Source organism: Dyadobacter sp. CY356 (assembly GCF_021440195.1).
Classification (GTDB): domain Bacteria; phylum Bacteroidota; class Bacteroidia; order Cytophagales; family Spirosomataceae; genus Dyadobacter.
Window position 1 is genome coordinate 1198000 of the sequence record NZ_JAJTSZ010000002.1, and the last position, 14526, is coordinate 1212525.

Sequence of the window (14526 nt, forward strand, 5' to 3'; positions counted from 1 at the left end):
ACCTAGACAATACCTGTGAAGATGTAAATTATTACTATGTCTTGATTTTTGTCAAGTGGATTATCAGGCATTATATGGATTATTGCATCGCAAAGCACTCATCAATTTTCTCGCTATGCTTACTGAACACTTCGGAATATCTTTTCCCGCTAAAAGGCGGCAAAAAAAGTTTCTTTAGGGTACACCAATTAAAAGATATTTTACATACCAAAAGCGACATTGGCTGGGAACTTTGAACAGACAAAAGCACGACAGAAAATGCCCAAATATTTGTCTGATAATTAGAACAATATGATTTAAACATAATAAATAATGAAAACATTAGGACTAATTGGCGGGCTAAGCTGGTATGCTACATCCGTTTATTATAAGACGCTTAATCAGCTTACAAATCAGCGACTTGGCAACGCTCACTCTTCTAAACTACTTCTCTATTCTGTGGATTTTGAAGAATTCAGTGTACTCCAAAACGTAGGCGACTGGGTTGCAGTTGAAAAGATGTTATCAGATATTGCGATACAGCTTGAAAATGCAGGAGCTGACTGTATCGTGATGTGTGCCAACACGATTCACCTTGTTGCTGATCCCATTCAGCAAAAAATAACAATTCCGTTGCTGCATAGTGCAGACGAAACAGCTAAGGAAATTGTTGGCAAAAAAATTAATAAGGTGGCGCTTCTTGGAACAAAATTTACAATGGAACATCCTTTCTTTAAAGATCGTCTCTCACAGTTGGGCATCGACACAATTATTCCTGACGAAGCTGATAAAGATTTTATTCATGCTTCTATTTTTAACGAATTAACAAAAGGACTTTTTCTGGACGTCACAAAAAATAAATACATCGAAATTATTGACAAATTAAAAAGCCGCGGAGCAGAGGGAGTAGTATTCGGCAGCGCTGAATTTGCAATATTGCTTAATCAAACTGATTGCAGTATTCCAATTTTTGACACGATCGCAATTCATTCCAAGGCAGCGGTTGACTTTGCATTATCCAAATGACGATAAGTCAGCACAATCCACTTTTCAATTGAATAAATGTGGGCTTGCAGCACGATTCTGGTGAGTCAATATTTTCGAAGTACGTGACTCTCGATTTGCTCACCAACATATTGCGAATTATATTATATTTTGACGCATTTTCAAAAAACAAAAACCCTGTAAATCATTGATTTGCAGGGTTTTGATTGTTTTTGTTATGTCATTCAGTGCACCCAACGAGATTCGAACTCATATCGTCGGTACCGGAAACCGAAATTCTATCCATTGAACTATGGGTGCTCTTTGGCTTAAAGCCTGTAACGGGGTGCAAATATAGCCCGTAATTTGATTTCTTGTCAATTACTGACAGAATATTATTGGAAATAAAAATGAGAGGCTCTTGCTAAGCTTACAATCTTTTCATTAAATCCCAGTCTCCCACATCTTTCAAGTACATGAAATCCAGCAGGATACCGTTGGTATTTGTAATCAATTTATGCCCTTCCGCAAAGGGGACAACGTGCGTTGTGATATGCTCGTGATCAGAAACCAGTCCCTGTGTTTTGTTATGATGCTGAGCAATTTCTTCGGCCGACAATTCTATTTCACTATAAAAAAGATACATCGCCTCGTCGCTGGTACCGGTTGAGGGAAAGAATGGTTCTTTATTCAATTCAACCAATTCCTCTTTTTTAATCGGAATTCCTGTTTCTTCAAAAACTTCTCTGGCCGCTACGGAAGCTGCATCACGCTCACTATCCAGCATTCCAGCCGGATGCTCATAAGTCAAAGACCCGTCACAAATTCTACGTTGACGAACCAATAACAAGTATTTTTCTCTGGTTTCAATTTCAACAAAACAAATCAGCACACACACCACTTCTCCTTTCAGAAAACAGATTGGTGGAATTTTATCTCCCTCTGGCGTCGTTGCGTCTGTGTATAGAAGAGAGAAGAGCACTTCTCCTTTGCCATTTCTGCGAGAATATAATTCGTCTACTCTGTGCACGTCCAGACCGCTTGTTTCAAGCCTTCCTTTCCACAGATTATATTTGTGAGAATCAACAAGTTTTTCGTCCATATTACTTTTCCGCTGTCAACTGCTGATTACTAATTATATAATGGGAAGCAGACCGAAATGTATGGCATGTCGTATGTAGTTGAAAAACGGTTTTGATTGTTGTCCAGCTTGACATCCGTTTTATAAGTAGTCCGACCATGAACATAACCTGCTTTTACGCCAACTCTATTGGTGATCCAGTAACGAACGAAAATTTCGGACTGTCCACTGTTTTTATCCATTCCCAAGGGTAATACATTGAAGAAATTAGGAGAACTTGGAATTAGTGCGTTGTAATAATCCGATCCTTCTCCTTGTGGGAAAGTCGGCTTAGTATAAAGTCCTTTGCGTTTCACGCCTATGGCTATTCCAATGATATCCGTATTGGCACCTATATCAAACTGACCAAATTTAAGTGTTATTCCTGCAAGGATACTCAAACTGTTCATAGTCAATTTTCCAAATTTCAATGAATCCCCGCCAGAAAAACTTGTTTTCGGGGTAAGCGTTTTCTCCCCGGTATAATAACCGGCTGTACGAGCGCCCCAGGTCAGGTTAAACCATGGAAAACCATTGACACTTAATTCCTGATGATATCCAATGGATGGAGCCCAGGCCTTATCATAATAACCCGTTCCCAGATCCACTCCAGATGTGACACGGGAGGGATATTGTGCGTGACTTGCAACTGTACTTAGTAAAAATAATACTACCGCTAACCGAATGATTTTCATTTTTAAAAATTATTATGCTGACGTAAAGGTAAATAAATGTTCAAAAAAACAAATTTGGAATTTGCTCTACCTTATTTGCCGGTCATTAAACCCCTCTTTTTTCACGCAAAATGTGAACCTGTTCCAGACCTGATTCAGTGAGGCTGGCGGTAATGTTATATCCCTCATCTTCCATTTTAGTAACGGTTACCAATCCATGCTTTCTGAGCAATTCGGTCGCCTCCTGAAAAAGATCCTGTGTTTCTGTCGGGAATTCAATAAAGTTTCTGTCTGTTGCAGTTAGAAATAGCAAAAGCGCATTTTCGATTTCCTTATCCATGGTATTTTTTAATAATTGATTTCCAATGATCAGCTCTGTACCGGATTTTTCCGTTCAGAAATGGCAATTTTTATGCCCAAATCGCTTTTTCCAAATATAACTTAAAAAAATAAGGCAGAGATGTCTCCGCCTTATACTTCTTACTTATTTTCAAAAAACTATTCCAAATCATCTCCCTTTTGGGGTTTTCTTCAAAATTACAGCACCCAACGGCGGCAAATTAAGGTGAATTGAATTTTCCTTACCATGCCATAAGCTATTTTCTGAATTCACCGGTTGCGTGTTCAACTGACCGCTACCATAATATAAAACGTCATCAGAATTGAAAATTTCTTCCCATGTTCCGGCAGAGAGTACACCAACTTTATAGTTAGGTCTTGGTACTGCCGTAAGGTTCAGAACAACTACAACGTTTTGATCAGGATCCGAAGCTTTACGGGCATAAATCAGTACCGAGTTTTCACGGTCCTGCGTATCAATCCACTCAAAACCTTCGCTTGAAAATGAATATTCTGATAATGCAATTTCTGATTTATAGATTCTGTTAAGTGCCTTCATACACTCTTTCATTCCCTTATGCGGAGCGAAGTCTAGAAGATGCCAGTCAAGACTTTGTTCAAAATTCCATTCGGACGTCTGACCAAATTCACAACCCATAAAGATGAGCTTCGTTCCCGGATGCGTAAACATATAGGCGAACATTAATCTCAAATTTGCAAATTTCTGCCATTCGTCACCTGGCATTTTATTAACCAGCGACTTTTTACCATATACCACCTCGTCGTGCGAGAAAGGAAGCATAAAGTTTTCTGTAAAAGCATAAACAAGACTGAATGAAAGCTGGTCCTGGTGCCATTTACGGAAAGCCGGATCTTTTTCGAAATACTTCAGAGTATCGTTCATCCAGCCCATCATCCATTTCATACCAAAGCCAAGTCCACCTACAAAAACCGGACGGGAAACGCCTGGAAACGCTGTTGACTCCTCAGCAATGCTTTGAATATCAGGAAACTCGGTATAAGCTGCAATGTTCATTTCTCTCAGCAAGGCAATCGCTTCAAGATTTTCCCTTCCGCCAAATTCATTCGGAATCCATTCATTATGTTTTCTTGAATAATCAAGATAAAGCATAGAAGCCACCGCATCCACACGAAGTCCATCCGTATGATACCGGTCCATCCAGAAAATGGAATTACTGATCAAAAATGATTTTACTTCATTCCGGCCATAATTGAAAATGTAGCTTTTCCAGTCGGGATGATATCCTTTTCTTGGATCTTCATGTTCATAAAGCGATGTACCATCAAAACGGAAAAGTCCGTGAGCATCGCCGGGAAAGTGTGAAGGAACCCAGTCGATATAAACCCCGATCCCTTCCTGATGCAGGCGATCTATCAGATACATTAATTCCTGCGGAGTTCCCATCCGAGAGGCACAGGAAAAATATCCTGTTATCTGGTATCCCCAGGATGGTGGATAAGGATGCTCCATTATAGGCATTAATTCCACATGGGTAAAGCCCATTTCTTTCACATAAGGAACCAGTGTTTCTGCAATTTCCTTATAGGTCAAATATCGTTCAGGATCGGAAGGATCGCGCTGCCATGAACCCAGGTGTACTTCATACACCGAAATCGGGGCATTTAGTTTATTCTTTTCTTTCCGGATTTTCATCCATTCGGCATCACCCCATTCATACCAGGTATCCCAGACAATAGAGGCTGTTCTGGGTGCTACTTCACACCAGAGAGCGAAAGGATCCGACTTTTCCAAATGTTCGCCATCGCTGGTTACAATCAGATATTTATAGACTTCACCTACCCCAATATTTGGAATCCAGCCTTCCCATATCCCAGAACTATCCCAACGCGCTGAAAGTCCGTGTTCACCTCTGTTCCAGCCATTAAAATTACCTATGACAGAAATATGAGATGCATTGGGGGCCCAAACTGCGAAATAGGTCCCCGTTACACCTTCTACCTCCATTACATGGGAACCCAGTTTTTCATATAACTTGAAATGTTTTCCCTGCTTGAAAAGATGAATATCAAAGTCGGTAAAACGTGATATTGTTTCCACCGGTTTCAAGTCACGCTTAGGCACCGCAACCAAGTCCTGTTCCTGCGAAGACGCTTGGGACGAATTCTTTTTGTTTTTAATGGTTGACTTAGTCATTGGTTAATATACAATTTACAATAATCGGATGAGAGTGTCGGTTTTACTGGTTACTGTTTTGGAACCTGTAATCGCTTCAATTTACAATTTTATTAAACTATTTCTTAAAATGTATCTATTATTTCATTTCTCATCTAAAAAACCAATGCCAAAGTACTTTCATTATATTGACTTACCTTTCTCAACAGCAGCCAGAACCCGCATAATATTTCCACCCCAAATTTTTTCTATGTCTTTTGCAGAATATCCGCGGCGAACAAGCTCTTCGGTAATCACACCGATATCACTTACATCGTCCAGCCCGATCACTTTTCCTCCACCATCCAAATCCATACCAATACCAACATGATCCACGCTTGTGAGTTTGATCACGTGTTCAATATGATTAACCGCATCCTGAATTGTTGGCATATCAGATTCATATTTTTTAGCATTTGCTTTCATTTCTTCAAAAAGCGCTTTTTTATCTTCCGGCGACAAATCTGTCTGACGAAGTTTAAGGCGTATCGCTTTCATCGATAATTCCTGCTGCATCGAAGGTTTTTTAACAAAGCCGGGCACAAAATTGATCTGGATCACGCCACCGTTTTTTGCCAGCGTCTTGATCATATCATCCGTCATATTTCTCGGCACATCACACAATGCGCGGCATGAAGAGTGAGAAGCGATTACGGGAACTTTGGTCAGTTTTATCACATCATAGAATGTAGAATCCGAAACGTGGGAGATATCTACCATCATTCCCAAACGGTTCATTTCTTTCACAACCTGCTCACCGAAAGGACTTAAACCATTCCATTCAGGACCATCCGGGTCAGTCGAGGAATCAGCGATATCGTTGTTGGCAGAGTGAGAAAGCGTGATATAACGCAATCCCAGATCATAATATAATTTCAGGTTTGCAAGATCATTATTAACAGGCCAGCCATTTTCCATTCCGATAAAAACGGCTCTCTTACCCTCTTTCTGCAATCTGTAAGCATCTTTTGGCGTCGTTGCAATTCCGGCCATTTCCGGATGCAGCTTTACTGCTTCATGAATTTTGTCAAAAATCGCCAGTGCTTTTTTCTTTGCCTCGGCGTTGGCTTCCGGACTGCGTTTTCCTTGTCCCAAATAAACCGCAAAAAACATGCCGTCCATGCCGCCTTTTTTCATCCTTGGAAAATCGATCTGAGAACCGTCTTTTGCATAATCATGCTCCACCGAAACATCAAAACCTTCTTTCATCATGTTGATCGGCACATCGGCGTGTGTATCAATCGTCAGTGCTTTTTCATGAATTTTGGCCGCTTTTTCTTTGACAGCATCGGGAGCGGTTTGCGCCTGTGACAGTAAAGGGAGAGCAAGTAAGAGTAGTAACTTTTTCATAAATTATAAACCAGTAAGAGTGAAAATTTCGCAGTTTCTTTCTGCGGTTTTCAAATTCACCCTTTTTTCTATAAAAACCCAATTCTTATTTGCCTATTTCACAGTTAGACCAAAGCATTAATAGATTTCTCCATGATAATCCTCAATTCGTAATAAATGGAATGGTAAAATGTGCGGATCCAATTCAACATAATTCCACTCGCCTATCCACTCATAACGTGCATCTGTAATGAGGTCATGCGCTATGAATCTTTCATCATGGTTTTTATTGATCATATGAACCGGAACCTGTACCATCCCCGACTGCCGGTGGTAGGAATCCAGATTGACAACGCACAACAATTTATTACCTGCAAAATCATTTTTTAAAAACGCAAGTATCTGATCATTTTCAAGGAAACAGGTATGGACATTGTTGGTCTTTTGCAAAGCAGGATTTTCGTTTCTTATTTTATTGATCAGTTTGATCAGATAATGCACCTTGGTATCCTTTTCCCAGTCCCAGTGTTTTATTTCAAACTTTTCCGAATTCCAGTATTCCTCTTTTCCCGGAAATGATTCATAAATCAACTGTTCAAAAACCGGCCCGTAAATACCATAGCAGCCGGACAATGTAGCAGCAAGGAAAAACCGGATCAGTTGCTGTGGTTCGTGGCCGGATTGTAAATTAAAAGGATTGATATCGGGCGTATTGGTCCAGAAAATGGCTTTGTAAAAATCCTTCTGAGTTGAGTATGCCAGCTCATTCATATATTGTTCCAACTCATATTTCCCATTTTTCCACATAAAATAGGAATCTGAAAGTGCAAAACCCGATTTGGAAAGCACGTTCATAACCTTTGGAGGCTTAAAAGTTCCGGCATAGAAAATCAGATCTGGAAACCGGCCCGTGATATTTTGTATTAATTTTTGCCAAAAGTAATATGGATGTCTTTCAGGCTCTACGACCCTGATAATTCTGATTCCCCGGGAAATCCATAATTCTATTATTTCCTCCAAAGCTTGCGCAACCGCCTTTTCATTGCTTTCGTTGATCGTGATATTATAAAAATCAGGTTGAACGGAAATAAGCTGACCCGACGACATAAATGGTTCCGAACCGTTTTTATCAAACCATTCAGGATACTCAGCCAACCAGGCATGATCGGCAGAAAACTTTAAAGCAAGATCCATCGCAATTTCCACGCCTAGTTTTTCCGCTTCGACAATTAGATTTTTAAAATCAACTATACTACCCAGTTCAGGATGAATAGCTTCGTGTCCTCCGTTAAAATTTCCGATAGAAAATGGTGATCCCGGATCCGATTCTTCAATCTTTTGACCACCGTTTTTACCTTTTTTATTTTGAAAACCTATCGGATGAATCGGTGGAAAGTGGATAACATCAAATCCCAGATCAGCAATTCTTGGCAAACGTTTCACCACATCCGCAAACGTGCCGTGTTTCCCGGAATCATCAGAAGCAGATCGTGGGAACATGGTATACCAGGCGCTGAATTCAAGTTTTTTACGATAGACCAGCAATGAAAACTCCACTGTTTCGCTCGACAAACGTTCATCCGGATATCGGTTCAGCCATTCTGTAAAACGAAAACTCCCTGCAAGCTGCCCTGCTTCGTCTTCACGATTTTTATCTTTAAATAGCCGTAAGGCTTCCTTCATCAGTGCCTTATCATCTCTGGAAGCCAGTTTTGACATTTGTTCCAAAAGCTTTAAACCTTGCGGAATCAAGTCAGCAATAGGAAGATACTTTTGCAAGCGCCCATTAATCTCTGTTTGCCAGGTTGCAACAGGATCTACCCAGGAAGCGATTTTATATGTATATCTCCCCGTTTCTAAAACCTGAAATTGTCCTTCCCACCGGTCATTCCCGATAGGTTTCATGTACGCTTTTTGCCAGTTATCTCCTCTGTTTTTATAAAAAATCCTGGCAGCCAGTGCAGCATTTCCATGCGTTAAAATATCAGCCTGAATGGTAATAAAATCACCGGAAATTGCCTTTGTTGCATATTGACCAAAGCCATTTTCGGGACTGATATTTTCAATGATCACAAAATGATGACTCAGGTTTGAACTGCTATCTTCGATTTGATTATCCATTCACAAAGCGATTATTTCTTACTAAAAATATTTATAAATATTAACAATTTAATATCAATATTCCGAATCTTTTGAAAGTTTTGACATGTTTCTAGTGATAAGACATGTATTTTCTGCCCTCATATATTTTGGATATCACATTGTTTTTAAATCCGGGTAAATATTGTGCCGGATAGTCTTTGCTGAGTAAAGGAATTCACCTCGGGACATTCAAATTATTTCTGCCGTTTAACAAAAATCGAAAATGGAACCATTAGTTGTAAAAAGCGTGATCACGATCAATGCACCCGCTTCACAGGTTTGGGATGCCCTGGTAAATCCTGAAAAGACCAAAGTTTATATGTTTGGCTGCGAAACGGTTTCGGACTGGGAAGTTGGGAGTTCGCTTTTATGGAAAGGAAGTTATGAAGGCCAGGAAATGGTTTTTGTGAAAGGTAACATTGTTAAGATAGAACCTGAGAAGCAGCTGATTTACACGACCATCGATCCAAATTCAACGATTGATGATGTGTCTGAAAATTATTTGAATGTAAATTATTCGCTCGAAGAATTGGACGGACAAACGGTTTTAACTGTTGAACAGGGCGATTACAGCACCGTCGCTGAGGGAGAAAGACGATATCAGGAAGCTTATAATAACGGCGAAGGATGGAATCCGATTTTGGTTGAGATCAAAAAATTAGTGGAAGAAAACCAATAATCTGTACTCATCAAAATCCAACTAGGACTTTTCGGATATATTCTGTCAGAATCCAGATGTAAGAAATATTATTTTAGTAATATTCATAATGTGTAAAATTTATTATTTTATTTTGCGCGATTTATTACTAAAATTTCATCAAATGACTAAAATTTATTATTCGCTATTTTTCATTTTGCTGTCGCTTTCCACTTTCGCCCAGAAATTGAAAATAACAGGAAAAGTAACAGACGAAAAAGGAGAGCCGCTTATTGGTGCATCGGTAGTTGAAAAAGGAACCGGCAATGGCACCAGCACGGATGGCAGTGGAATTTACACCCTGTCGGTTGGTTATTCCAACGCAACTTTGATCGTAACTTATGTTGGTTACAACAAAATTGAAAAGGAAATTAACGGCCAGGAAACGCAGAATTTCACTTTGCTGGATGCGACAGTTTTGAGTCAGGTTACAGTTGTAGGTTCCAGAAATCTGAATCGCTCTTCTACTGATACGCCGGCTCCGATTGATGTCATCAACATTCAGGAAGTAACTACCAAACAGGGACAGCTGGACGTTAACCAGCTTTTGCAATTTGCTGCACCTTCTTTTAACTCAAACAGACAGACTGGTTCGGATGGCGCAGATCACGTGGATCCGGCTTCACTGCGAGGTTTGGGACCGGATCAGACTTTGGTATTGATCAATGGAAAAAGACGTCATCAATCTTCATTGGTGAATTTGTTTGGATCGAGAGGACGCGGGAATACCGGAACTGATTTGAACGCAATTCCTGCCGCTGCTATTGAAAGAATTGAAATTTTAAGAGATGGCGCAGCTGCGCAATATGGTTCGGATGCGATAGCGGGTGTGATTAATATTGTTTTAAAAGAAACTGTGAATCAGCTGACTGCGAATGTAAACGCCGGCATGTATCAAGCAAAGTATCGTTATGACGACAAAAAATTCGACGGACAGAATTACAATGTTAATCTGAATTATGGTGTAAAAATCGCGAAAACAGGATTTTTGAATGTAACAGCAGATTATAATTTCCGCGACCATACCAACCGCGCTAATACGAGTCCGATTGACGAAATCAGCCGCAGACAGTATGGTGATCCGCAGATGAAAAATGCTGCGATTTATTATAACGCAAAAATTCCATTAGGCAAAAACATACAGGTTTACAGCTTCGGCGGCCATAATACACGAAACGGTGACGCTTATGCATGGACCCGTTTTGCTGATGATGTGAAAAATATTCCTGCGATTTATCCAAACGGATTCGATCCGATCATCGCCAGCAAGATCACCGATAATGCTGCAACAGTTGGAATTCGTGGCGTTTGGAAACAGTGGGATATTGATTTAAGTAATACCTATGGTTTCAACCGTTTCCATTTTTCAGTAAAAAATTCATTGAACACTTCGCTTGGATTGCAATCTCCTACATCTTTTGATGCCGGTGGTTTTCAGTTGGGCCAGAATGTAACAAATCTGAATTTTACCCGGAATTATAAAAGTATATTTAGCGGTTTGAACGTAGCTTTTGGTGGCGAATACAGGATGGAACGCTACAAGATTTTCGCAGGCGAAGAGGCATCTTATAAAACCTATGATCAGAATTTTGCAGGTGGCTCCCAGGGTTTTCCGGGATTCAGCCCTGTGGATGTAACCAATCATGGCCGTTCAAACGCTGCCGCTTATCTGGATGTTGAGGCAGATATAACCAAAAAACTTTTGGTGGATGCCGCAGCACGTTTCGAAAATTACAGTGATTTTGGTAGTACTTTGAATGGTAAATTGGGTGCAAGATATAAACTGACAGACGACATCGCCATTCGCGGGTCTGTTAGTACAGGTTTCCGGGCGCCATCTCTTGCCCAGAAATATTTCAATTCTACCTTCACCAATTTCGTAAACGGACAAGCAGTTCAGGTGCTTTTGGCAAATAATAACAGTGCTGTAACCAAAGCTCTGGGAATCCCACAACTTAAACAGGAAACATCAGAAAATGCAAGTTTGGGTATTACGGTGACCCCAAAAGCTTCTGCGTTGTCGGTTACGGTGGATGGATATTATGTAAAAGTTAAAAACCGTGTTGTTTTAACAGGACAGTTCAGTGATGAGGATGAGGCGATCGGGCCACTTTTAAAATCCTTAAATGTTGGTCAGGCTCAGTTTTTTACCAATGCACTTTCTTACACAACAACCAAAGGAATTGACGTCATTATCGCACATTCAACACCTTTGGGCAGAGGCCGGTTCAGTACGACACTTGCTTCTAATTTTAACTGGATGAAACTGGGACCGATCAATACCAGTCCAAAACTGGCGGGAAAAGAAGATACCTATTTTAACCAGAGAGAACGCAGTTTTGTACTTGCCTCTGCACCTCCTTCGAAGATTAACCTGACGCTTGACTATACCGTTAGCAAGTTGAGTTTGATGGTGAGATTTGTCCGTTTCGGAGAAATAAAACTGACCAACTGGAATTATGGATCAACGGATCCTGAAACAGGTAAGGACTATACACCGGCACAATACACCGACGTTTATAAGCCAAAAATCCAGACCGACGTTACTGTTAATTACAAATTCAGCAAACAGTTTTCCTTGTCGGTTGGAGGAAGTAATATCCTGAATGTGTATCCAGATATGTCAAAACCATATCTGACCGAATCTGGTGGTGGATGGGATCCTGTTCAAATGGGAAGTAATGGTGCTTTTCTATTTACCAGATTAGGATTCAGGTTTTAATAATTAAGCACAATTTTTTCGAAAGCTATAAAGAATGCTGTGCCAGGTCCGGATTTCGGATCGGTGCAGCATTCTTCTTTTACACGCAAGAACATTTTATGATTTGACATGTTGAAGTCTTTTTCGTTAATGAATACATCAATCCATATTGGTCGAAATCGAATTTTTCCGGTCCAATTTTCAATAAAATATTAAGATCCCTTGCAACTAAAAAACTGTTCTGGTGTCATCAGCTTATAAGCAACCACTTGCAGCGTTATGAAAAATTTATACACATTTGTTGTCTACTTTTTATTCACAAACTTGCTATACGCACAATCACAACAAAAGCAATTTCATTTCGGCATCTTGGGCGGTACGCAGATTATTGGAAAAACTTTCCAATATGAATCGCTCGCTAACATCAAAGGTGCTGTTTTGGGCATTGATGTCAGTTATGCATTCAAACCCGAAAGATCAAGATTTTCAATCCATGCTCAACCCAATTGGAGCAGTTACAAAAGAACGAATGAAGATCGCGGCGATACTGATATCTACCAATGTCAGGCCATTAATCTTCCACTTCTTTTGAGATATTCATTTACTTCCGGCAAAATCCGACCCTTTGCAGAAGCAGGGGTGAATGTTCGTTACAGAACAGATTTCAAGGTAGAAAATAGAGGTAATATATGTGAATTATACGGCTGTTTTAGTGGGGAAAGAATCATTGATCTCCAACCAGAAGTAACACAGAATGTTATTGGATTAGTGGCCGGCGCAGGTATTGAATTTGAAATTGGAAAAATTAGTATTCCCATTACCGTTCGTATCAATGAAGGCATTGGAACATCCCAAATGAAAGAAATGAGAGAGGATTCTTATTATTACTCTGATATCAAAACACGAAATATTCAGATTACCACGGGGATAACGTTTTAGGAAAATTCTCGATCTATGCTGAACAGGAGGCTCCGAAGGAGCCATACCATTCGCATAGATTCAAATTTCTATAAACAGGAATCTCCGATGGAGATAAGTTCCGGCTATTTAAAATTTCTTGTCATTAGGATAATTTTTTCTACAATTCCAATGCATACGAGCGAAACAAAGCTTGCATTAGCGTTATATCTTTTGGGAATCTTTAATTTATTTAATCTGATCAAAAAATTATTCCGACACCGGCTCGCTCCTTTTCGCAAATTCAGCATCAATTAAATACGCGCCCTTTACAACCAGCTGCTGTCCGTCCAGGTTTTTGTCGGTAATAATTTCTACCAGATCTTCTTTTGCGGCTGTGCCAATCTGAACCGGGATCCGGCGAAATTCTTTTGATTTTTCTTCAATATAAATAAAACCAGTTGCACCTTTTCTGACAATAGAGGCCGCCGGAACCATAATAGCAGGACGGTTTCCGGTCTGAATTCTTGCATTTACATAAGCACCCGGAACAAGTCTGGCTTCCTGAATTCTGTCTTTGATATGGGCATGAACGTTCAACGTTCTCGTTTCTCCTTCCAGTACTTTTCCAACCATCATCACATTAGCCTGCACCGGTTTAGTACCGTCATTAAATTGAACCATAACAACCTGATCTTTCTTTATTTTTGAAGCATCCTGTTCAAAAACAGTCAGTGAAATATGCATATCACTTTTGTCAACCACTTCAAAAATTGGCTGTCCCGCTGCTACTTCCTTTCCCAGATTTACGTCTGCGGCAGTGATGTAACCATTCACAGAAGAAACCACACGAACTGATGGCGTAATTCCCTTCGTATTCAGGGTGGCAATCGAAAGTCCGAGAATTTTCAATTTTGCTTCCAATGATTGCAATAAAGCTTTGGTCGAGCGTTGATTTGCCTGGGCAAGCTCAAAATTCTTTCTTGCACCTACATTTTCAGTACTTAAAGTGCGCTGGCGTTCCAGTTCTTTTTCCTGGTAAGCAAGCTGACTGGCATTTTGAAGATAATCCTGCTGCAACTGAATAAATTCAAAACTTTCTAGCGTCGCCAGAAGCTCACCTTTATGAACTGCCTGACCGGGAATCCCTTTCATATAACTTATTTTCCCGCTTACCGGCAAACTTAGTGTCGCCTGATTTTCAGGAGGAAGTTCAACTATTCCGTTGGCTTTCACCTCGTCGCTTACCGTTTCGTTTTTAACGGTTCCGAGCTGAATTCCGATGGATGAATATTGCTGCGGGGTTAAAGTGATCAGATCAATCCGGGAGGTATCAACGACGGTTTTTTTCTTATCAACTTCCGCCTCCTCCGTTTTTGATTCACAGGAAATTCCGCCAAAACAGATAGTAGAAATTAATCCAGTATATAGAAGTCCTTTTCTGGTAATATTTTTTATTTTTTTCATTTC

11 protein-coding genes and 1 tRNA gene are annotated in these 14526 nt (G+C 40.1%); 4 read left to right on the plus strand and 8 right to left on the minus strand.

Features of this window, described 5'->3' with window-relative positions:
- Positions 1 to 312: 312 nt before the first annotated feature.
- On the plus strand, positions 313 to 1005 hold the full coding sequence (locus LXL81_RS11405) for an aspartate/glutamate racemase family protein (RefSeq protein ID WP_234646909.1): 693 nt from the start codon (positions 313 to 315) through the stop codon (positions 1003 to 1005).
- A 207-nt stretch (positions 1006 to 1212) separates the two neighbouring features.
- Here the strand turns inward: LXL81_RS11405 and LXL81_RS11410 are convergent.
- The 7 genes from LXL81_RS11410 to LXL81_RS11440 form a co-directional block, all read right to left on the minus strand.
- A tRNA-Arg gene (locus tag LXL81_RS11410) sits at positions 1213 to 1284 on the minus strand.
- 109 nt (positions 1285 to 1393) lie between these two features.
- Complete coding sequence (locus LXL81_RS11415) at positions 1394 to 2065, minus strand: NUDIX domain-containing protein (RefSeq protein WP_234646910.1); 672 nt, start codon at positions 2063 to 2065, stop codon at positions 1394 to 1396.
- Positions 2066 to 2094: 29 nt separating this feature from the next.
- Complete coding sequence (locus LXL81_RS11420) at positions 2095 to 2778, minus strand: hypothetical protein (RefSeq protein ID WP_234646911.1); 684 nt, start codon at positions 2776 to 2778, stop codon at positions 2095 to 2097.
- An 85-nt stretch (positions 2779 to 2863) separates the two neighbouring features.
- A complete protein-coding gene (locus tag LXL81_RS11425) occupies positions 2864 to 3097 on the minus strand; it encodes a hypothetical protein (RefSeq protein WP_234646912.1) in 234 nt (77 codons plus the stop codon).
- Between the two features lie 168 nt (positions 3098 to 3265).
- On the minus strand, positions 3266 to 5272 hold the full coding sequence (gene glgB / locus LXL81_RS11430) for a 1,4-alpha-glucan branching protein GlgB (protein ID WP_234646913.1): 2007 nt from the start codon (positions 5270 to 5272) through the stop codon (positions 3266 to 3268).
- Positions 5273 to 5434: 162 nt separating this feature from the next.
- Positions 5435 to 6640 (minus strand): dipeptidase, encoded by a 1206-nt coding sequence (locus tag LXL81_RS11435; protein ID WP_234646914.1) that lies wholly within the window; start codon positions 6638 to 6640, stop codon positions 5435 to 5437.
- 117 nt (positions 6641 to 6757) lie between these two features.
- The gene (locus LXL81_RS11440; protein ID WP_234646915.1) at positions 6758 to 8740 is read right to left on the minus strand and encodes a maltotransferase domain-containing protein; all 1983 of its coding nucleotides are present in this window, start codon (positions 8738 to 8740) and stop codon (positions 6758 to 6760) included.
- A gap of 244 nt (positions 8741 to 8984) precedes the next feature.
- Here LXL81_RS11440 and LXL81_RS11445 point away from each other — a divergent pair, with 244 nt between their 5' ends.
- The 3 genes from LXL81_RS11445 (at position 8985) to LXL81_RS11455 (ending at position 13098) form a co-directional block, all read left to right on the plus strand.
- Positions 8985 to 9440, plus strand: coding sequence for an SRPBCC domain-containing protein (locus LXL81_RS11445; protein ID WP_234646916.1), 456 nt, complete (start codon positions 8985 to 8987; stop codon positions 9438 to 9440).
- Positions 9441 to 9582: 142 nt separating this feature from the next.
- The gene (locus tag LXL81_RS11450; RefSeq protein ID WP_234646917.1) at positions 9583 to 12180 is read left to right on the plus strand and encodes a TonB-dependent receptor; all 2598 of its coding nucleotides are present in this window, start codon (positions 9583 to 9585) and stop codon (positions 12178 to 12180) included.
- Between the two features lie 258 nt (positions 12181 to 12438).
- Positions 12439 to 13098, plus strand: a complete 660-nt coding sequence (locus LXL81_RS11455; protein WP_234646918.1) for an outer membrane beta-barrel protein — start codon at positions 12439 to 12441, stop codon at positions 13096 to 13098.
- Between the two features lie 228 nt (positions 13099 to 13326).
- Here LXL81_RS11455 and LXL81_RS11460 read toward each other — a convergent pair whose 3' ends face one another.
- Entirely contained in the window at positions 13327 to 14523 is a 1197-nt protein-coding gene (locus LXL81_RS11460; RefSeq protein ID WP_234646919.1) for an efflux RND transporter periplasmic adaptor subunit, read from the minus strand.
- Positions 14524 to 14526: the final 3 nt, after the last annotated feature.

What these genes read in the sequence shown, in the direction of transcription:
- LXL81_RS11420 (WP_234646911.1), bottom strand. Translation starts at nt 2,778, where the DNA reads ATGAAAATCATTCGGTTAGCGGTAGTATTATTTTTACTAAGTACAGTT.
- LXL81_RS11415 (WP_234646910.1), bottom strand. Translation starts at nt 2,065, where the DNA reads ATGGACGAAAAACTTGTTGATTCTCACAAATATAATCTGTGGAAAGGA.
- LXL81_RS11455 (WP_234646918.1), top strand. Translation starts at nt 12,439, where the DNA reads ATGAAAAATTTATACACATTTGTTGTCTACTTTTTATTCACAAACTTG.
- LXL81_RS11460 (WP_234646919.1), bottom strand. Translation starts at nt 14,523, where the DNA reads ATGAAAAAAATAAAAAATATTACCAGAAAAGGACTTCTATATACTGGA.
- glgB (WP_234646913.1), bottom strand. Translation starts at nt 5,272, where the DNA reads ATGACTAAGTCAACCATTAAAAACAAAAAGAATTCGTCCCAAGCGTCT.
- LXL81_RS11440 (WP_234646915.1), bottom strand. Translation starts at nt 8,740, where the DNA reads ATGGATAATCAAATCGAAGATAGCAGTTCAAACCTGAGTCATCATTTT.
- LXL81_RS11405 (WP_234646909.1), top strand. Translation starts at nt 313, where the DNA reads ATGAAAACATTAGGACTAATTGGCGGGCTAAGCTGGTATGCTACATCC.
- LXL81_RS11425 (WP_234646912.1), bottom strand. Translation starts at nt 3,097, where the DNA reads ATGGATAAGGAAATCGAAAATGCGCTTTTGCTATTTCTAACTGCAACA.
- LXL81_RS11445 (WP_234646916.1), top strand. Translation starts at nt 8,985, where the DNA reads ATGGAACCATTAGTTGTAAAAAGCGTGATCACGATCAATGCACCCGCT.
- LXL81_RS11435 (WP_234646914.1), bottom strand. Translation starts at nt 6,640, where the DNA reads ATGAAAAAGTTACTACTCTTACTTGCTCTCCCTTTACTGTCACAGGCG.
- LXL81_RS11450 (WP_234646917.1), top strand. Translation starts at nt 9,583, where the DNA reads ATGACTAAAATTTATTATTCGCTATTTTTCATTTTGCTGTCGCTTTCC.